The sequence below is a fragment of the Paracoccus indicus genome (assembly GCF_003056335.1).
Lineage (GTDB): Bacteria > Pseudomonadota > Alphaproteobacteria > Rhodobacterales > Rhodobacteraceae > Paracoccus > Paracoccus indicus.
The window spans coordinates 1-18,776 of sequence record NZ_PYWA01000003.1 but is presented as its reverse complement, the minus strand read 5'-3'; the positions used below and the strand labels follow the sequence as shown (position 1 = coordinate 18,776).

Genomic DNA, 18,776 nt, shown 5'->3' with positions numbered 1-18,776 from the left:
CGCGGTTCCCGGCCGATTCAAAGGCCGTCCGCGCTGATGATTCGCAATCCCGGCATCCGGTGATTCGCGCCCGCCGCGCAGGTTCACCGCCCCGAGGGCTTGCGCCAGATCTCTCCGTTCAGCCATCCCGACAGCTGTGCCGACAGGGCATTGCGGTCTTCGTCCATGTCGCCGCTGGTCTCCAGTTCAGGACGTTCGGCCAAGTGACGGGCGCGGGTGGTCTGGCTGATGCGCCAGGTCAGCCCTTCGTCGGCCTCGCCCTGGATCTCGCTTTCGGCGCGGGCCAGTTCGTGGCTTGTGGCACGGGCCGCTTCCAGCCGGTCCAGAAGGTTGTGCAGGATTGCGGCGGCGGCGGTATCCTCTTGCTGCTGGATCACGTTCGGGGTCAGACCCAGATGGGCGTCGCGGCGCAAGGTTTCAAGGCAGCGCCGCCCCATCTGGCTTTCGCCCTGGGTCAGCAGATCGTGAAGCAGCGCGCCGCGTTCGGCATCGCGCGGGACCAGGCGTTCCAGCCGTGCCTCGACCATCGCCACCATCGAGGGGCGCAACGCGCAGATCAGCAGGGCCGCCCCTTCCAGCAGATCCTCGCCGTGTTCGGGCATGTTCAGGTTGACCGGCGGCAGGGGCCCGCGCGGGACCGAGGGCTGGCCGCCCCGCTTGCCGCCTGCATTGCGGCCGTTGGCTGGCTGCCAGTTGGACTGCGCCTTCTTGCGGGCGCCGCCACCAAAGGCCTCCCACCGCTTGCGGCGGATCTCCTCGGTGTAATGGCCGCGGGTCAGCTCGTCCGGGATGCGGGCGACGGCTTCCTGCAGGCGGCGGTCCAGCGCGGCCTTGCGCTCGGGGCTGTCGAAGACCTGCCCTTCGGTTTCCCGCGCCCAGAGCAGATCCAGCAGCGGCTTTGCCCCGTCCAGAAGCGCCCCCATGGCACCCGGCCCCGACGATTTGATCAGATCGTCGGGGTCCTGCCCCGCGGGAAGGATGACGAAACGCAGGGCCTGCCCCGGTCCCGTCATCGGCAGCGCCAGGTCGATCAGCCGTTGCGCCGCCCGCTGCCCCGCCGCATCGCCGTCCAGCGCGATGACCGGCTCGGGCGAGACGCGCCACATCAGGCGCAGCTGGTCTTCGGTGATGGCCGTCCCCAAGGGGGCGACGGCCCCTTCGAAGCCCGCCCGCGCCAAGGCGATCACATCCATATAGCCCTCGGCCACGACAAGGCGCTGGCCCTTGGCGACCGCACTCCGCGCGGGCCCGAGGTTGTAGAGGTTGCGCCCCTTGTCGAAGAGCGGCGTTTCCGGGCTGTTGAGGTATTTCGCCCGCGCGTTCGGGTCCATCGCGCGACCGCCGAAGCCGATGCAGCGGCCCTGCCCGTCACGGATGGGAAAGATGATGCGGTCGCGGAAGCGGTCATAGATCGCGCCGCCGTTGTCGGGCTTGGCCGACATGCCGGCCTGAATGATGAGCGCCTCGGGGAAGCCCTTTTCGCGCAAGGCCGTGGTCAGCGCCTGGCGGCTGTCGGGGGCAAAGCCGATCTCGAAGCGTTCCAGCGTGGCCGCGTCCAGCCCACGACGGTCCAGATAGTCGCGCGCGGCGGCGGCCGATGATGTCTGAAGCTGCAGGCGGAACCAGCGGCAGGCGGCCTCGGTCACCTCCAGAAGCTTGCTGCGCAGGTCGGTGCGTTCGCGGGCGCGCGGGTCGGGTTCGGGCATCTGCAGCCCGGCCTCGGCAGCCAGCAGCTTGACGGCATCCATGAATTCGAGGCCGTCGGCCTCGCGCAGGAAGGTCAGGGCATCGCCCTTGGCCTGACAGCCGAAGCAGTAATAGAAGCCCTTCTGGTCGTCGCAGTGGAAGCTGGCGGATTTTTCCTGGTGGAAGGGGCAAGGCGCCCACCAGTCGCCCCGCGCCTGGTTCGACTTGCGCAGATCCCACACCACCTTCTTGCCGATCACGCGGCTGATCGGAACGCGATTGCGGATCTCGTCGAGGAAACCGGGAGGGAGGGCCATGGTCTGATTATCTGCGATGATGCGCCCTGCGGCAAGCTGGGCGGAATGGGTATTTGGGCAACCGAGAAGATGCGATCAATGCGCCCCTACGGCACCGCGTGCAAGTCCCCAGTAGATATCCGCGATCCGGTCGCGATCAAGACGCCCGCCCTCGCGGTACCAGTTGGTGACGCCGGTCAGCATCGCGATCAGCGCCAGGGTGGTCAGCTTGGGGTCCTCGAGCCGCATGACATTCGCGGCGTTGCCGTCGCGCAGGATGCGTTCCAGCGCGGCCTCGTAGCGGCCGCGCAATTCGGCGATGGCGGCAAAGTTTTCGGGGCTGAGGTTGCGCAGCTCCATGTAGGACAGGAAGACCGCGTCGGGATGGTCCAGGCTGAAGCCGATGTGGAAGCGGACGAAACGTTCAAGCCGCGTCAGGGCGTCGGCCTCGGGGGTGTCGGTCCAAGCCGCCAGCAGGTCCTGCATGTGGCTTTCCAGCAGATCGTGCAGCAGCGCCTGCTTGTCAGGCGTATAGGCATAGAGCGCCCCCGCCTGCACACCCACCGCCGCCGCGATCTGGCGCATGGACACGGCCGCATAGCCCTGTCTTGCGAACAGGCGGCGGGCTTCGTCGCGAAGCAGGGGGCCGGTGATCTCGGCGCGGGAACCTTGGGTGCGGGCCATGCGCCGTTCTAGCCCGCGCGGGGGGCGGTGAAAAGGCATCAGGGCCGTTGCCGCCGCCCCGGCCTGCGCGTAATCATGTGGCCATGACACATGCACCCCGCCTTGCGCTGATCCTTGTCGCTGCCCTTGCTGCCTGCGGGGGTGATGGCGACTACCCCGAGCTGCTGCCGACCAGCCAGCTGCTGGCAGAACCCGCGGTGCCGGTGCATGCGAGGGCCGCTGCCGCCGACCCCGCCCCGGTCGAGGCTGCCACCGCATCGCGCGCCGAGGCCCTGCGCGCCCGCGCCCGCGCCCTGCAGGGGCCCGTCGTCCCCGAGGCGTTGCGCCGCGCCGCGATGCGGTGATTGCACGCGGCGGGGGGCGCTGCTACCAATTTGCCTGCACATGGGGAGGATGGGCGACATGGGGGTGATCACCTCGATCGAGGATCTGAAGAGGCTGCATCGGGCACGAACGCCCAAGATGTTCTATGATTATGCGGAATCGGGCAGCTATACCGAGCAGACCTTCCGCGAGAACACGACCGATTTTGCCAAGCTGAAGCTGCGCCAGAAGGTGGCCGTGGACATGTCTGACCGCAAGCTGGGCGGCGACATGATCGGCATGCCGGTGACGATGCCGGTAGGGCTGGCCCCGGTCGGCATGACCGGCATGCAGCATGCCGACGGAGAGATCCACGCCGCCCGCGCCGCCGAGAAGTTCGGTGTGCCCTATACGCTGTCGACCATGTCGATCTGCTCGATCGAGGATGTGGCCGCCCATACGACCAAGCCCTTCATGTTCCAGCTGTACGTGATGAAGGATCAGGATTTCCTGTCGGCCATCATCGAACGCGCCAAGGCCGCCAATTGCAGCGCGCTGGTGTTGACGTTGGACCTGCAGATCCTGGGGCAGCGTCACAAGGATCTGAAGAACGGGCTCTCCACGCCGCCCAAGATGACGCTGCCGACGATGCTGGATCTTTCCACGCGCTGGCGGTGGGGCATGGGCATGCTGAAGACCAAGCGCCGCTTCTTCGGCAATATCGTCGGCCATGCCAAGGGGGTCGGGGACACCAGTTCGCTGATGGATTGGACGCACAAGCAGTTCGACCCCAAGCTGGATTGGGACAAGGTCGCCCGCATCCGCGAGATGTGGGGCGGCAAGCTGATCCTGAAGGGTATTCTGGACCCTGAGGACGCCCGCATCGCCTCCGATTTCGGCGCGGATGCGATCATCGTCAGCAACCATGGGGGGCGTCAGCTGGACGGGGCGCTCTCCTCGATCCGCATGCTGCCGCATATCGTCAAGGCCGTCGGCGACCGGGTCGAGGTGCATATGGACAGCGGCATCCGGTCGGGTCAGGACGTGCTGAAGGCGCTGGCGCTTGGGGCGCATGCGACATGGATCGGGCGGGCCTATATCCACGGCCTCGGCGCCATGGGCGAAGCCGGCGTCACCACCGCGCTGGAGGTCATCCGCAAGGAGCTGGATATCAGCATGGCGCTTTGCGGGGAACGCGACCTGAAGAACGTCGGGCCGCAGAACCTGCTGATCCCGCGCGGCTTTACCGACGAATACCCGATAGCCTGACCGCGACCGCCTTCTGCGCCCAGACCACGGCGAAAGGCAGCGCGATCCCCAGCACAACGGCGACCAGCAGGTCGTCGACCCCGATCAGCGGCAGACCCTGCAGCACGATCACATGCATCACGTAGATGCCCGCAGCCGCCGCCCCCAGAGGCAGGGTCGTTGCGGGCATCGGGATGCGCCGGACCAGCAGGAAGATCGCCGGACACAGCAGGAAATGGCCCAGGGGGATCTCCAACAGCGGGTCGTCGCCAACGCGGGCGATCCAGAACATGTTCTCGGCCACGGTCAGGGCCAGCCCGACCGCAGCGGCCAGTGCGACCAGACGCATCCGCGCGCCCTCGGCCAGCAGCCAGCCCATCGCCAGATAGGGGTAAAGATACATCGGGCCGTTGCGGTAATGCTCGATCGGGACCTGCGACAGGCCAGTCATGCGGGCGTATTGCAGCCCCAGCCCCAGCAGCGCGAAGCCGATGGCAGATACGATCACCGCCCGCCGCCCCATCATGCGAAACGCCCCCAGCATGATGCCCGCGATGGCGATGCCCTGCAGGAACCACAGGTGCATGAAGCCCAAGACCAGCTCACGCAGGGTGTCACCCACCGGACGCGCGCTGAAATAGGGCCAGAGGAACAGCAGATAGACCCCCGACCAGATGGCATACATCGCCAGCAACTGCCCCACCCAAGGCGACAGCCGACCCCGGCGCAGGGTGGCTGCCAGGAAATAGCCCGCGATGATCGTGAAGACTGGCACCGCCACGCGCAGGATGCTGTTGCCAATGGCCAGCCCGGTGTCGCCGATGGTATCGCGGGCAAAGCCGGAATGCCCCAGCACGACGAACCCCGCCAGAAGGACGCGCAGATAATCGATCGACATGATCCGGCCTTGCACGTGTCGCCCCCGTTCCCGACAAGCTGTTGGACAGGGGCGTTATCTGCGATTGCCGCGCCAAGTCAAACCGAGGTTGCACCCCGCCCTCGCAAGACACGCGAACGTCATTTTCGACCTTCACAACCCGGGGCGATTGCGTTATGGGCACCGCTTGGTCGCCGTGCACCCTTGGAGGACGGCGTCATCACATATGGTTAAGGATAAATAACATGGCCAAAGAGATTCCGGATCTGGTGGCTGAGGCACGCGCGGGGACAGGCAAGGGGGCCGCCCGCCAAGCTCGCCGTGACGGCAAGGTGCCCGGTATCGTGTATGGTGGCGGCGCAGAGCCCGTCGCGATCGCGTTCGACTTCAACAAGCTGCTGACGCAGCTGCGCAAGGGCCGCTTCATGTCCACGCTGTGGAACCTGCAGGTCGAAGGCCAGGACGACGTCCGCGTCATCTGCCGCGGCGTGCAGCGCGACGTCGTCAAGGATCTGCCGATCCACATCGACTTCATGCGCCTGCGCCGCACCTCGAAGGTGAACCTGTTCATCCCCGTTGAATTCATCAACGAAGACAAATGCCCCGGCCTGCGCAAGGGCGGCACGCTGGTGACGGTTCGCAACGAAGTCGAGATGATCGTGACCGCGGGCGACATCCCCGACCACATCACCGTCGACTTGGAAGGCGTCGACATCGGCACCTCGATCCACATCAGCAGCGTCAAGCTGCCGGAAGGCGCGAAGCCGACCATCGACCGCGACTTCGTCGTCGCCAACATCGCCGCTCCGTCCGCCCTGCGTTCGGAAGGTGATGACTCGGAAGGCGAAGAAGCCGAAGCAGCCGCGGAATAATCGTTCCCCGCGCTTGGGTCGCATGACCGACGGGGCGGTGCCACAGGCGCCGCCCCTTTCCTTTTGGGCCGTGCTTTGCTAGCTCCGCCCCGCATCCCTTGCAGGAGATCCGCATGGAACCCGTCCACATCATCGGCGCCGGCCTTGCCGGGTCCGAGGCCGCCTGGCAGATCGCACGCGCAGGCGTCCCGGTCGTGCTGCATGAAATGCGCCCGACCGTCGAAACCTTCGCCCATAAATCCGGCGATTGCGCCGAGATGGTCTGTTCCAACAGCTTCCGGTCCGATGACGACGTGATGAACGCCGTGGGCCAGCTGCATTGGGAAATGCGGGCCGCGGGCGGTCTGATCATGGCCATGGCCGACAAGCACAAGCTGCCCGCAGGTGGCGCGCTGGCCGTCGACCGCGAGGCGTTCTCGGCGTCCGTCACGGCGGCGCTGAAGGCGGAACCGCTGATCACCATCGTCCCCGGTGAGGTTACCGAGCTGCCGACCACCGGCAACTGGATCGTGGCGACGGGTCCCCTGACCTCGGACGCGCTGGCCGGTGCCATCCGCAAGATCACCGGCGCCGAGGCGCTGGCCTTCTTCGACGCCATCGCCCCCATCGTGCATGCCGATACCATCGACATGTCGATTGCATGGGAACAAAGCCGCTACGACAAGGGCGATACGCTGGAGGAACAGCGCGCCTATATCAACTGCCCGATGACCAAGGACGACTACGAGGGTTTCATCGACGCCCTGCTGGCCGCCGAAAAGACCGAGTTCCACGAGGGCGAGACCGCCGGTTACTTCGACGGCTGCTTGCCGATCGAGGTCATGGCCGAGCGCGGTCGCGAGACCCTGCGCTTTGGCCCGATGAAGCCGGTCGGCCTGACGAACGTCCACAAGCCCGATGAAAAACCTTACGCAGTGGTTCAACTTCGCCGTGATAACGCATTGGGCACGCTGTATAATATCGTCGGTTTCCAAACCAAGATGAAATACGGCGCCCAGACCGAGGTCTTCCGCCGCATCCCCGGTCTTCAGGACGCCAGCTTCGCGCGCCTTGGTGGCATCCATCGCAACAGCTTCCTGAATTCTCCCACGCTGCTGGACGACCGGATGCGCATGAAGCGCCAGCCGAACCTGCGTTTCGCGGGTCAGGTCACCGGCGTCGAGGGCTATGTCGAAAGCGCCGCGATGGGGCTGCTGGCGGGCCGGATGGCGGCCGCACAGGCCAAGGGCCAGGACCTTGCGCCCCCCGCCTTCACCACCTCGATGGGTGCGCTGGTCAACCACATCACCGGCGGGGCCGAGGCCAAGACCTTCCAGCCGATGAACGTGAACTTCGGCCTGTTCCCGCCGGTCGAGGAAGGCCGCAGCGGTCGCCGTGGCCGCAAGGACCGCTATCCTGCCTATACGCAGCGCGCCAAGGATGATTTCAACGCATGGCTGGCCGCCCAGTAACGCGCTTTGCGCCCTCGCCCACGGGGCTTCTGCACCTCGGGCATGCGTTCTCGGCGCTGACGGCGGCGCGGGCGGGGGATTTCCTGCTGCGGATCGAGGATATCGACCGCGACCGCTGCAGGCCGGAATATGAACAGGCGATCCATGACGATCTGGCGTGGCTGGGGCTGGACTGGCCCCGCCCCGTCATGCGCCAGTCGGACCGGATGGAGGCCTATCGCGACGCCTTGGCGCGTCTGGCGCGGCTGACCTATCCCTGCCGCTGCCGTCGTGGCGATATCCGTGCGGCGCTCTCGGCCCCGCAGGAAGGCGCCCTGCCCGCTGGACCGGATGGGCTGATCTATCCTGGCACCTGTCGCCACCGCCCGATGCGCGACGCCGGTCCCGACGACGTGATCCGGCTGGATGTGGGCCGCGCCTTCGATGCCCTTGGGGTCGACCGCATCGGCTTTGTCGAACAGGGCACCCCGCACCGGATGACCCGCAGCCAGTTTCTGGACGGCATCGGCGATGTCATCCTGTCACGGCGGGGAATGGGCACCTCCTATCACCTGGCGGTGGTGGTGGATGATGCGGCGCAGGGGATCACGCTGGTCACGCGCGGCAAGGACCTGTTCGACAGCACATGGATCCATGTCCTGCTGCAGCACCTGCTGGACCTGCCGACGCCCGCCTATCTGCATCACCGCCTGATCCGCGACGAGGCGGGCAAGCGGCTTGCCAAGCGCGACGACGCCCGCGCCATCCGCCACTATCGCGACGAGGGCGCGACCCCCGCCGATATCCGCGCCATGGTCGGGCTTCAGGACATCGGCTGAAGGATCTCGACCTCGGCTCCGTCGCGGATGGCGGTATAGAAGCAGCTGCGGCGGTTCGTGTGACAGGCGGGACCGGTCTGGCGCACCAGAACCAGCAGGCAGTCGGCGTCGCAATCGACGCGCATCTCGACCAGCTCCTGCACATTCCCCGAGCTTTCGCCCTTGACCCAGAAGGACTGGCGCGACCGCGACCAATAGGTGACGCGCCCGCTTTCCAGCGTCCTGGCGACGGCCTCGGCGTTCATCCAGGCCATCATCAGCACCTCGGCGCTGGAGGCATCCTGCGCGATGACGGGGATCAGCCCCTTGGCATCATATTTCAGGCTGAGGGGATCGAACATCGGGTTTCCTTTCACGGGGCGCATACCTATCTAACCCTGAGAACAGGTGCCGAAAAGACCGCAGGACAGATTATGGCCGACAGCGACCTCATGCAGCTTTACTCGCGCCGTATCCTGGCGCTGACCACCGCGATCCCCCATCAGGGCAAGCTGGAGGATGCGCAGGCCAGCGTGTTGAAACGGTCGCCGCAATGCGGATCCTCGGTGACGGTGCATCTGTCCGTGACGGATGGGGTGATCTCGGATTTCGCGCAAGAGGTGCGGGCCTGTGCGCTTGGGCAGGCCTCGGCCTCGGTGCTGGGCCAGGCGGTGATCGGGTTGGATCGGGATAGCGTCGTCGCCGCGCGTGACCAGTTGCGCGCCATGCTGACGCAGGAGGGTCCGCCCCCCGCCGCCCCCTTCACCGACCTAGAGGCGCTGATCCCTGCACGCGCCTATCCCAACCGCCATGCCTCGATCCTGCTGGCATGGGACGCGACAATCGAGGCGATGGACAAGGCCGCCGCCTGACCTTTTCGAGACAATGAGAATGAAAAAAACCGGCCCCTGCCAGGGCCGGCCAAGTTGCGCGTGCTGGACAGTGGCGGCGCACAGGCAGGGCGCCGCATCGCAACGCGGGGCAGACGAAACAGTCTAGGCTTGCAGGATCGCGGGCAGCCAAAGCGTCACGACGGTCGTGGTCGCCAGGGCGGTAACACCAACAAGGTCACAGATAAAATCGCGGGTCATGGGCAGCAACTCCTTTTCCGTTGCTGCTTTGTTCTCATGTTCCTGCGATTCTGTAAAGAACATTTTAAGAACATTATGTGTTGTCAGCCGACCTGGACCAATCGAATCGCCTGATCCTGCTGCATCAGCCACATCAGGTGCCGCATCGCCACGCCACGCGGGCTGTCCAATCCGGGGTCGCGTTCCAACAGTGCACGCGCATCGTTGCGGGCCACTGCCATCAGCCCGGACTGATGTTCCAGATCGGCGATGCGAAACCGCGGAAGGCCCGATTGCGCCGTGCCGATGACGTCCCCCGCACCGCGCATCTCCAGATCGACCTGGGCGATGCGAAAGCCGTCCTCGGTGTCGCGCAGGGTGGTCAGGCGGCGCGCGCCGGTTTCGTTCAGCGGCGGGTGATACATCAGCAGGCAGGTCGAGGCCCCCGCCCCTCGCCCCACCCTGCCCCGCAACTGGTGCAACTGCGACAGGCCGAAGCTTTCGGCGCGCTCGATCACCATGATCGTCGCCTCGGGGACATCGACGCCAACCTCGATCACCGTGGTGGCCACAAGGATCTGCGCCACGCCCGAGGCGAAATCGGCCATGGCCGCGTCGCGTTGTTCGGTGGGCAGCTGGCCGTGGACCATGCGCACCAGATCGCCGAATTGCGCACGCAGCGTGGTAAAGCGGGCCTCGGCGGCGGTCAGGTCGCTGACTTCGCTTTCATCGACCAAGGGGCAGACCCAATAGGCACGCGCGCCCTGCGCCAGCGCCACCCGCAGCCGTTCCGTCACCTGACCAAGCCGCTGATCGCTGATCATCACCGTCGTGATCGGCTGACGCCCGGGCGGCTTTTCATCCAGCACCGAGACGTCCAGATCGCCATATTGCGACAGCGCCAGCGACCGCGGGATCGGCGTCGCGGTCATGATCAGCATGTCGGGCGGAACATCGCCCTTGGCGGCCAGCTCCAGCCGCTGACCCACGCCGAAGCGGTGCTGTTCGTCGATGATGGCCAACCGCAGGTCGTTGAAATGCACGTCCTTCTGAAAGACGGCATGGGTGCCGACCAGGATATCGATGTGGCCCCCGGCCAGATCGGTCAGGATCTGCTGGCGCGTGGCGGTCTTATCGCGCCCCGTCAGTGCGGCCAGTCGCACCCCGGCCGCGCGGGCAAGGGGTTCGAGGGCGCGGGCGTGCTGGCGGGCCAGGATCTCGGTCGGGGCCATCAGGACGGCCTGCCCGCCCGCCTCGACCGCGACCAGGGCGGCCAGCATGGCGACCAGCGTCTTGCCCGCGCCGACATCGCCCTGCAGCAGGCGGTTCATGCGGCGGTCGCTGGCCATATCCTCGGCGATTTCCTGCACCGCACGGGCCTGCGCCCCCGTCGGAGGCCATGGCAGATGGTCCAGCACCGCGCGGCGCAGGCCGCCATCACCTTGGCTGGGTCGCCCCTTGAGGCGGCGCTTCTCACGACGCACCAAGGCCAGCGTCATCTGATGGGCCAGGAATTCGTCATAGGCCAACCGCGCCCTTGCGGGACTGTCCGGCGACATGTCGGCAGGCGATTGCGGCGCATGGGCCTGCGCCAGAGCGTCCCGAAAGCCCGGCCATTTGCGGTCCCGGAGCAGCTGCGGGTCGATCCATTCCTGCATCTCGGGCACCCGTTCCAGCGCCCCCCTGACGGCCTTCGCCATCACCCCCTGGGTCAGCCCCGCCGAGAGGGGATAGACCGGCTCGAACTGCGGCGGCAGGGGGTCGGCCTCGGGCAGGATATGGTCGGGGTGGACGATCTGGGCGTGGCCGTCGAACAGTTCCAGCTTGCCGCTGACGATGCGGCGCTGTCCGGCGGGCAGCTGCCCCTCGATCCAGTTTTCGCGCGGGCGGAAGAAGACCAGCGTCAGGTCGGTCTTGCCATCGGTGCAGTGAACCCGCCACGGCCTGCCCCGGACCTGCGGCGGGTAGTGGCGGAGAATGGTGATGGCGATGGTCACGATCTCGGGGGCGCGGGCCTCGTCGATGGCGGTGATGCGGCGGCGGGTGATGCCGCTGGCAGGCAAGGTCATCACCAGGTCGCGTGGCTTTTCGATCCCAATCTGCTCCAACGCGGCACGGCCCTTGGGGCCGATGCCGGCAAGCGTGTCGATGCTGGCGAACAGCGGAAACAGGGCGGGCGGGCGGCCCTTGGGCTGGGTCATTCGACCCCCGCGATGCGCAGCCATTCATCCTCGTCGATGACCTTCACGCCCAGATCGGCGGCCTTCGTGGCCTTGGACCCCGCCCCCGGCCCGGCGATCAAGAGGTCGGTCTTGGCGCTGACGGACCCCGCGACCTTGGCCCCCATCGCCTCGGCCTTTGCCTTGGCCTCGGCGCGCGACATGCGTTCCAGCGTGCCGGTGAAGACCAGCGTCTTGCCCGAGACCTCGGTCTGGGCGCTGGCCCTGGCCTCGACGGGTTGGACCGTCAGCTGCGCCAGAAGGCGGTCGATCCCCTCGCGTTCGGCGGGCTGGCTGAAGGTCGTGACCAGCGAATTGACCAGAACGCCGCCGATGCCGTCGATGCCCGTCAGTTCCGACCAATGCGGGCTTTCGGCCAGAACCGCGCGCCGTTCCTTGTCGTCGGCGACCTTGAAGGCGGGTTCTGCGGCGGCACCGTCGATGGCGGCGATCAGCGCCTCCCACGTGCCGAAATGGCGGGCGAGCGTCGCGCCTGCAACCTCGCCCAGATGGCGGATGCCAAGGGCGAAGAGCAGGCGCGACAAGGGGATCCGGCGCTTGTCGTCGATGGCGTCGAACAGCTTGCGGGCCGATCGTTCGCCAAAGCCGTCGCGGTTCTTCAGGCGGGTCAGCTGCGCCTTGTCGCGCGCCTCCAGCGTGAAGATATCGGCGGGTTCGCGGATCGGCAGGATGGGATCGGCGAAGAACATCTCGATCTGCTTGGCGCCAAGCCCGTCGATGTCGAAGGCGGCGCGGCTGACGAAATGCTTCAGCTTCTCGACCGCCTGCGCGGGGCAGATCATGCCGCCGGTGCAGCGCCGGACGCTGTCGCCCGGTTCGCGGATGGCCTCGGACCCGCATTCCGGGCAATGCGTCGGAAAGACATAGGGCGTATTGTTGTGCCGCCGCGACAGGTCCACATCGGCGATCTTGGGGATGACGTCGCCCGCGCGATAGACCTTGACCCAATCGCCCTCGCGGATGTCGCGCCCCTCGCGGATGGCTGCGCCGGTGTTGTCGCGACCGGCGATGTAATCCTCATTGTGCAGTGTCGCGTTCGAGACGACGACGCCGCCCACGGTCACAGGCTCCAACCGTGCGACGGGCGACAGGGCGCCGGTGCGGCCGACCTGGATCTCGATCCGGTCAAGGCGCGTCCAGGCGGTTTCGGCGGGAAACTTATGGGCTATCGCCCAACGCGGCGTGGTCGCCCGAAACCCCAGACGCGCCTGATAGGCCAGATCGTTCACCTTGTAGACGACGCCGTCGATGTCATAGCCCAAGGTCGCACGCTGCTGTTCGATCCGCGCCCAGACCGCGATCAGCCCGGCGGCATCGTCGCAAACCTCGGTCAAGGGGTTCGTCTGAAAGCCCAGATCCGCCAGCCGCTGAACGGCCTGCATCTGCGTGGAGGCCAAGGGTTCGGACAGCTCACCCCAGCTGTAGGCGAAGAAGCGCAAGGGGCGGCTGGCCGTCACCTTGGGGTCGATCTGGCGCAGCGATCCGGCGGCGGCGTTGCGCGGGTTCGCAAAGACACGCCCGCCCTCGGCGCTGTTCAGCGCTTCGAAATCGGCATGGGTCATGTAGACCTCGCCGCGCACTTCAAGGATGTCGGGGACATCACCTGTCAGGCGCTGCGGAATGTCGTCGATGGTCCCGGCATTGGCCGTGACGTTTTCACCGACCGTGCCATCGCCTCGGGTCGCCGCCTGAATCAACCTGCCCTTTTCATAGCGCAGCGACAGCGACAGCCCGTCGATCTTGGGCTCGGCCGTGACCTGCAAGGGCGCGTCGGCACCAAGCCCCAGAAAGCTGCGGATGCGGGTCAGGAAATCGGCGACATCCTCGTCCGAGAAGGCATTGCCAAGCGACATCATCCGTTGCGCATGGGTGATCTTGCCGAAGCCCTCGGCAGGCGCGGCGCCCACCTGCGCGGTGGGGCTGTCTGGCCGGGCCAGATCGGGGAAGGCATCCTCCAGCAGCGCCAGCCGCGCCTTGGCGGCGTCATATTCGGCGTCCGAGATGACCGGCGCATCCTGCCCATGATAGGCAGTATTGGCGGCGGCGACCTGCGCCGTCAGTTCCGCGATCTCGGATGCGGCCTGATCATGATCCAGATCCGCCACGGGCGGCCGCCCTGCCACATTCTGCGCCATCTTATCCTCTCCGGCTCGGCATGGCCGGAAAGCGTCCGGCCACATATCCTCGTCAGATCAGGGTATCGCCCAAGGTGGCGCGATCGTCCAGCGCCAGCGGGCGATCAGGCGCCGATCGCAATGCGTTGATCCGCACCCGAGGACGGATCGCGCAGGACATAGCCCCGGCCCCAGACCGTCTCGATGTGGTTTTCACCACCCAGGGCTTCGGACAGCTTCTTGCGCAACTTGCAGATGAAGACGTCGATGATCTTCAGTTCCGGTTCGTCCATCCCGCCGTAGAGGTGGTTCAGGAACATCTCCTTGGTCAGGGTCGTGCCCTTGCGCAGGCTCAGCAGTTCCAAAATTTGGTATTCCTTGCCCGTCAGGTTGACCGGCTTGCCCTTCACCTCGACCGAGCGCGCGTCCAGGTTGACGGTGATTTCTCCGGTCCGGATCAGGGCCTGGCTGTGCCCCTTGGAACGGCGGATGATGGCTTGGATGCGGGCCTGCAGCTCTTCGCGGTTGAAGGGCTTGGTCATGTAGTCGTCCGCCCCGAAGCCGAAGCCCCGCAGCTTGCTTTCGGTATCGTCCGAGCCCGTCAGGATCAGGATCGGCGTGTCGATCCGGGCAAGGCGCAGGTGACGCAGAACCTCCATCCCGTGCATGTCGGGCAGGTCCAGATCCAGCAGGATCAGGTCGTAATCATAGAGCTTGGCCAGATCGATGCCTTCCTCGCCCATGTCGGTCAGGAACACGTTGTAGCTGGCCGCCGTCAGCATCAATTCGATCGCACGTGCCGTGCTGGGATCGTCTTCTACCAAAAGAATGCGCATGGCTGATCATTTCCCCCGATTCGCCGCAATGTCATGGGCCGACATTCTGATGAATAGGTTAACATGCGGTTTACCGGCCCCATGACCCATGCATGATCGAACAACCTAAAGTTGTCTATACTTTTGAAGCGACGTCGTCTTCAAAGCCGGCGCACCGTGTTTTTCGAACGCCATGCACCAGCCGTCGAACTCCTCGGGCGACAGCCCGTAGCGGCGCAACGCATCATCCCGCGAAATTAGACCGTTCTGCACCGCCAGAACCACGATCTGCTTGCGGCTGGCCACCCAACGGGTCTGCGGCGATGGCAGATCGGCCACGCTGATGATGCGCCCGTCATCAAGCGCCGCGATGCGCGGTCCGGTGGTCTTCTTCACGAACATGGATGCCGTCCTTTTCTTCCTGTCCCCCTGTTCGTGACGCAAAGCTTTTAAGTCCGGGTTAGTGGCAATGGCTTTTCTGCCCCGCGCGGGGTTGAGAATGCAGGGCATTTACATATATTTTGACGCACTTCCGCATTGAACGCCCAAAGCCCCGCGGGGGCGAAAGATCACCCGATGACCATGATTGCCGTCGAACGTGCCGAAGCGCGTGATACCGAATTGAACAGCCTCGGCTTTGCCAAGCCGCCCGCGCAGACGCGGGTCGTCGTGGCCATGTCGGGCGGCGTCGACAGTTCGGTGGTCGCGGCCAAGCTGAAGACCGAAGGTTATGACGTTGTTGGCGTCACCTTGCAGCTCTACGATCACGGTGCGGCGCTGGCCAAGAAAGGCGCATGTTGTGCCGGTCAGGACATCCATGACGCCCGCCGCGTGGCCGAGCGCATGGGCTTTCCGCATTACGTCCTCGACTATGAAAACAAGTTCCGCGAATCCGTGATCGACGAATTCGCCGATGCCTATCTGGCGGGCGCGACACCGGTGCCCTGCATCAGGTGCAACGAACGCGTCAAGTTCCGCGACCTGCTTGAGACCGCCCGCGATCTGGATGCCGATTGCATGGCGACCGGCCATTACATCCAGCGCAAGGACGGTGCCGCCCGGGCCGAGCTGCACATGGCCGCTGACCCGAACCGCGATCAAAGCTATTTCCTGTTCTCGACCACCCAGGAACAGCTGGATTTCCTGCGCTTCCCCCTGGGCCACCTGGTCAGCAAGGATGAGACTCGCGCCTTGGCCGCTGAATACGGCCTGTCGGTTGCCGACAAGCCTGACAGCCAGGACATCTGCTTCGTCCCGAACGGCGATTACGCCGCCGTCATCGAAAAGCTGCGCCCCGGCGCGGCCGATCCCGGCGAAATCGTCGACATGGAGGGCAACGTTCTGGGCACCCATCGCGGCGTGATCCATTACACCATCGGCCAGCGTCGCGGCTTGGGCATCGGCGGTCTGGGCGATCCGCTTTATGTCGTTAGGCTGGAGCCCGAGACGCGCCGCGTCGTCGTCGGACCGCGGGCAGCGCTCTCCACCAAGACCGTCAACGTCACCGAGGTGAACTGGCTGGGCGACGACACTTACGAAGGCGAGATCCCCTGCCTTGTCCGCATCCGCTCGACGCGCCCGCCGCGTCCCGCAATCCTGCGCCCCCTGCCCGGCCGCCGTGCCGAGGTCGAACTGCTGGACCCCGAGGACGGCGTCAGCCCCGGACAGGCCTGCGTGTTCTACGAACCCGAAGGGACCCGCGTGCTGGGCGGCGGCTGGATCAGCTTGCGTCGGCGGCCAGCAGCCTGATCCGCTCGATCATGGCGCGAACCCCGTTCGACCGCTGTGCCGACAGATGTTCGTCCAACCCCAGCCGTGCCAGCGCGGCGGGGGCATCGACGCCCTCGACCTCGGCCACGGGCAGCCCCGAATAAAGCGCGTGCAGGACGGCGATCAACCCGCGCACGATGATCGCGTCGCTGTCGCCCTGAAAATCGAACGTGCCATCTTCGATCTGCGGCAGGATCCAGACCTGGCTGGCGCAGCCGTCGACCTTGGTGGCGGGCACCTGAAAGGCGGGGTCCAGACCGGGCATGGCCTTGCCCAGTTCGATCACATGGCGATAGCGTTCCTCCCAGTCATCCAGGAATTCGAACGTTTCGGCGATATCCTCGAAAGCGGCGGTGGGCATGGGTCTCTCCGTTTTGCGCAAGAAGGCCTAGCCCGCCCGCGCCCCAAGGTCAAAGAGGCTTTTCCGCGCGGCCCGTTTCCCCTATCACCAAGGGCAAATGCCGAAGGGATGCGCCATGACCAGACTGACCCTGCCCCTGTTGATCGCCGCCGCGCTGGTGTCCGGATGCGGACGGTTCGGGGATAGCGGCTGGAACCCGCTGTCGTGGGGCGGAGGACGCAGCGCGCCCGCATCCTTGGCACCCGAGGGCGGCTATGTCACCGCGGACGATCAGCGCCCCGCCGTCCCCCAGATCCTCTCGGCCGAATGGGAACCCCTGTCCGAGGGACGGCTGCTGGTCGTGCGCGGCATGGCCCCGACCAAGGGCTATCACTCGGCCGAGCTGGTCTCGGTCCGCCCCCAACCCGGCAACCGCATGACGCCCGATGCGGATGGCGTCCTGCGCCTGCGCTTCGTGGCCAGCCCACCCCCCGCCGACAGCCCCGCCGCCCGCCTGCCCGCCAGCCCCGCCACCGATCAGATCATCGTAGGCCTGCCGCTGAGCTTCTTGCAGCTTGGCAAGATCTATGCCGTCGAGATCGCCGGCGCCAACCAGGTCGTCAAGCTGTCGCGCTAAGTCCCTTGCACCGCCCGCCCCGCCGCGCTAATCCGCCAATGTCGGAGGCGTGGCAGAGTGGTTTAATGCACCGGTCTTGAAAACCGACGTGGGTGAAAGCCCACCGTGGGTTCGAATCCCACCGCCTCCGCCACTCCTACGCAGAAACGATTGTTTTATAACAATTATTTAAGGTGGATGGTTCTCAACCCCCCCAATTCTCCCCCCAGGTGTGCCGGGTAGTAGTGGGACCGCTTGAGAACCAACATGCTCAGAGCAACGCGGTTGCTTAGGCTTTTGCATTATCGATCTTCTTCAGGCGCGCTCTCACTTCGTCCCGCGGAGAGGAAGGCGTCAGCCTCATCCTACCGCAGGATACTGCCGAGGTCTCGGGTCTTTCAGAAGTTTCTGAGCCCATGGCCAAGATCACTCGGGAAGCTTACTCATCGCCGACGGCGGTAGTCTCCAATGCTCCGGATAACTGCGGCATTCCTTGCAGCATGGTGGTGGCGTTTCACAAGGATCACGTCTTCGTGCTTTTCCAGTCGGCCGAGGCCCCGATGGCCGCACTCCTCAAGTTGTAGAGTAGCACCCAGAGCCAAGTCTTCTAGACGGGAGTTTGCTGCGGCTCACATTAATGCCCCTGTGAGCATTCGCCGGCGCAGCATCACCGACATGGACGGCGGAGAGCGGACCTTCGCCGCAGCAGCGAAGGCGCCACTGCCAAACCGCGGAAGCGGACATTCAGGCGAGAACCAGGGCCGCAACCCGCTTGATCGACATCAGGGGCGGTAAGCAGGCCTTCGCTTTGATCATCTCGAATGATCGTTTAGCGAGAGTGAGCGGTCATTCAGCCCTTAGGCGGCATCGCGCCTTCTGTTCTGAAACATTGTCCGATCAGATTTCGTTGCCCCGAAAACGTTTGGCAACGACCCAAGGCACCGTGACGCAATCTTGAACGCATCTTCCCGTTCCGGAGTGTCCGGAAGCGGTCTCGCGGCACGGGAAGATCGCCAATTGCATTTGCATCGTGAGAGTGAAATTCGCCCCGATCAGTCTTCCATCGCCAGCTCTTCGGAACGGGCGCGTGCTGCAGCGACGCCCCGAAGACACAAGGAGGACAGTCCGGCGTCAGCTTCGAACACGGCAAGCCCTGCTTCTGTCGTGCCGCCCTTGCTTGTCACCGCCTGCTTCAGGTCCAGCGCAGAGCGTGCATCGGCGCGCAGGAGTTCTGCCGCTCCAAGCAGTGTCTGGCGCACCAGAGTGTCAGCGAGATCCCCCGGAAGCCCCTCGGCTTTGGCGGCCTCTGTCATATAGTGCGCGAAAGCAAAAATGTAGCCGGGACCACTGCCTGCAACCGCTGTGACGATGTCGATCTGAACCGCTCCGGGTTTACCGGAGGCTGATTTCGGTTAGTTACGCGGCCACGGCTTCTGTTTCCATAGTGGCGTAGAAGTTTGCCTCTGCTTCTGCCGGCGGGATGTTCCCGATCGGCTCGAGCAGGCGACGGTTGTTGAACCAGTCGACCCATTCGAGGGCGGCATATTCGACGGCCTCGAAGTTGCACCAAGGACCGCGACGGTGGATGACCTCGGCC

19 protein-coding genes, 1 tRNA gene and 1 pseudogene are annotated in these 18,776 nt (G+C 65.5%); 10 read left to right on the top strand and 11 right to left on the bottom strand.

The features are described 5' to 3' along the window. Positions 1 to 83 precede the first annotated feature (83 nt). Both dnaG and DDE75_RS05455 read right to left on the bottom strand, forming a co-directional pair. Positions 84 to 2,003, bottom strand: a complete 1,920-nt coding sequence (gene dnaG, locus DDE75_RS05460) for a DNA primase (RefSeq protein WP_108501386.1) — start codon at positions 2,001 to 2,003, stop codon at positions 84 to 86. Between the two features lie 75 nt (positions 2,004 to 2,078). Continuing rightward, a complete protein-coding gene (locus tag DDE75_RS05455; protein ID WP_108501385.1) occupies positions 2,079 to 2,666 on the bottom strand; it encodes a TetR/AcrR family transcriptional regulator in 588 nt (195 codons plus the stop codon). An 83-nt stretch (positions 2,667 to 2,749) separates the two neighbouring features. Here DDE75_RS05455 and DDE75_RS05450 point away from each other — a divergent pair, with 83 nt between their 5' ends. Together DDE75_RS05450 and DDE75_RS05445 are read left to right on the top strand one after the other, a co-directional pair. Beyond that, positions 2,750 to 3,010 (top strand): hypothetical protein, encoded by a 261-nt coding sequence (locus tag DDE75_RS05450; RefSeq protein ID WP_108501384.1) that lies wholly within the window; start codon positions 2,750 to 2,752, stop codon positions 3,008 to 3,010. Between the two features lie 58 nt (positions 3,011 to 3,068). Further along, a complete protein-coding gene (locus DDE75_RS05445; RefSeq protein WP_108501720.1) occupies positions 3,069 to 4,238 on the top strand; it encodes an alpha-hydroxy acid oxidase in 1,170 nt (389 codons plus the stop codon). Here DDE75_RS05445 and DDE75_RS05440 read toward each other — a convergent pair. Further along, the gene (locus DDE75_RS05440) at positions 4,213 to 5,115 is read right to left on the bottom strand and encodes an acyltransferase family protein (protein ID WP_108501383.1); all 903 of its coding nucleotides are present in this window, start codon (positions 5,113 to 5,115) and stop codon (positions 4,213 to 4,215) included. The genes DDE75_RS05445 and DDE75_RS05440 overlap by 26 nt on opposite strands. A gap of 224 nt (positions 5,116 to 5,339) precedes the next feature. On the opposite strand from DDE75_RS05440, the gene DDE75_RS05435 reads away from it, so the two are divergent. The 3 genes from DDE75_RS05435 to gluQRS all read left to right on the top strand — a co-directional run bounded on the left by DDE75_RS05435 (position 5,340) and on the right by gluQRS (position 8,235). Beyond that, positions 5,340 to 5,966 carry a 50S ribosomal protein L25/general stress protein Ctc gene (locus DDE75_RS05435; protein ID WP_108501382.1) on the top strand — a complete coding sequence of 209 codons (627 nt, stop codon included), beginning with the start codon at positions 5,340 to 5,342 and terminating at the stop codon, positions 5,964 to 5,966. Between the two features lie 113 nt (positions 5,967 to 6,079). Further along, a complete protein-coding gene (gene trmFO, locus DDE75_RS05430; protein WP_108501718.1) occupies positions 6,080 to 7,417 on the top strand; it encodes a methylenetetrahydrofolate--tRNA-(uracil(54)-C(5))-methyltransferase (FADH(2)-oxidizing) TrmFO in 1,338 nt (445 codons plus the stop codon). Next, positions 7,399 to 8,235: a tRNA glutamyl-Q(34) synthetase GluQRS gene (gene gluQRS / locus DDE75_RS05425; RefSeq protein WP_108501381.1), complete on the top strand. Its 837-nt coding sequence runs from the start codon at positions 7,399 to 7,401 to the stop codon at positions 8,233 to 8,235. Before trmFO ends, gluQRS begins: the two co-directional genes overlap by 19 nt. Here gluQRS and hisI read toward each other — a convergent pair. Next, a complete protein-coding gene (hisI, locus tag DDE75_RS05420; protein WP_108501719.1) occupies positions 8,220 to 8,576 on the bottom strand; it encodes a phosphoribosyl-AMP cyclohydrolase in 357 nt (118 codons plus the stop codon). The genes gluQRS and hisI overlap by 16 nt on opposite strands. 72 nt (positions 8,577 to 8,648) lie before the next feature. On the opposite strand from hisI, the gene DDE75_RS05415 reads away from it, so the two are divergent. Continuing rightward, positions 8,649 to 9,086: an iron-sulfur cluster assembly scaffold protein gene (locus DDE75_RS05415; RefSeq protein ID WP_170310927.1), complete on the top strand. Its 438-nt coding sequence runs from the start codon at positions 8,649 to 8,651 to the stop codon at positions 9,084 to 9,086. 302 nt (positions 9,087 to 9,388) lie between these two features. On the opposite strand, the gene recG is transcribed toward DDE75_RS05415, so the two are convergent. From recG to sciP, 4 genes are all read right to left on the bottom strand, one after another. Further along, entirely contained in the window at positions 9,389 to 11,485 is a 2,097-nt protein-coding gene (recG, locus tag DDE75_RS05410) for an ATP-dependent DNA helicase RecG (protein ID WP_108501380.1), read from the bottom strand. Then, the gene (gene ligA, locus DDE75_RS05405) at positions 11,482 to 13,659 is read right to left on the bottom strand and encodes an NAD-dependent DNA ligase LigA (protein ID WP_108501379.1); all 2,178 of its coding nucleotides are present in this window, start codon (positions 13,657 to 13,659) and stop codon (positions 11,482 to 11,484) included. Before ligA ends, recG begins: the two co-directional genes overlap by 4 nt. A gap of 104 nt (positions 13,660 to 13,763) precedes the next feature. Beyond that, a complete protein-coding gene (ctrA, locus tag DDE75_RS05400) occupies positions 13,764 to 14,474 on the bottom strand; it encodes a response regulator transcription factor CtrA (RefSeq protein WP_108501378.1) in 711 nt (236 codons plus the stop codon). Positions 14,475 to 14,579: 105 nt separating this feature from the next. Further along, positions 14,580 to 14,855: a CtrA inhibitor SciP gene (gene sciP, locus DDE75_RS05395; protein WP_108501716.1), complete on the bottom strand. Its 276-nt coding sequence runs from the start codon at positions 14,853 to 14,855 to the stop codon at positions 14,580 to 14,582. 180 nt (positions 14,856 to 15,035) lie between these two features. On the opposite strand from sciP, the gene mnmA reads away from it, so the two are divergent. Further along, positions 15,036 to 16,202 carry a tRNA 2-thiouridine(34) synthase MnmA gene (mnmA, locus tag DDE75_RS05390; protein WP_108501715.1) on the top strand — a complete coding sequence of 389 codons (1,167 nt, stop codon included), beginning with the start codon at positions 15,036 to 15,038 and terminating at the stop codon, positions 16,200 to 16,202. Here the strand turns inward: mnmA and DDE75_RS05385 are convergent. Beyond that, positions 16,174 to 16,584 carry a SufE family protein gene (locus DDE75_RS05385; protein WP_108501377.1) on the bottom strand — a complete coding sequence of 137 codons (411 nt, stop codon included), beginning with the start codon at positions 16,582 to 16,584 and terminating at the stop codon, positions 16,174 to 16,176. The two genes, mnmA and DDE75_RS05385, sit on opposite strands and share 29 nt — an antisense overlap. A gap of 115 nt (positions 16,585 to 16,699) precedes the next feature. On the opposite strand from DDE75_RS05385, the gene DDE75_RS05380 reads away from it, so the two are divergent. The 3 genes from DDE75_RS05380 (at position 16,700) to DDE75_RS17220 (ending at position 17,763) form a co-directional block, all read left to right on the top strand. Next, complete coding sequence (locus DDE75_RS05380) at positions 16,700 to 17,200, top strand: hypothetical protein (protein WP_162798914.1); 501 nt, start codon at positions 16,700 to 16,702, stop codon at positions 17,198 to 17,200. A 43-nt stretch (positions 17,201 to 17,243) separates the two neighbouring features. Further along, positions 17,244 to 17,333, top strand: a tRNA-Ser gene (locus tag DDE75_RS05375). Between the two features lie 262 nt (positions 17,334 to 17,595). Then, positions 17,596 to 17,763 carry a hypothetical protein gene (locus tag DDE75_RS17220; RefSeq protein ID WP_162798913.1) on the top strand — a complete coding sequence of 56 codons (168 nt, stop codon included), beginning with the start codon at positions 17,596 to 17,598 and terminating at the stop codon, positions 17,761 to 17,763. Positions 17,764 to 18,231: 468 nt separating this feature from the next. Here the strand turns inward: DDE75_RS17220 and DDE75_RS05370 are convergent, their stop codons facing one another. Together DDE75_RS05370 and DDE75_RS05365 are read right to left on the bottom strand one after the other, a co-directional pair. After that, complete coding sequence (locus DDE75_RS05370) at positions 18,232 to 18,549, bottom strand: pyrroline-5-carboxylate reductase family protein (protein ID WP_272482566.1); 318 nt, start codon at positions 18,547 to 18,549, stop codon at positions 18,232 to 18,234. A gap of 46 nt (positions 18,550 to 18,595) precedes the next feature. After that, positions 18,596 to 18,776, bottom strand: a pseudogene (locus DDE75_RS05365) (IS3 family transposase); the annotation flags it as partial.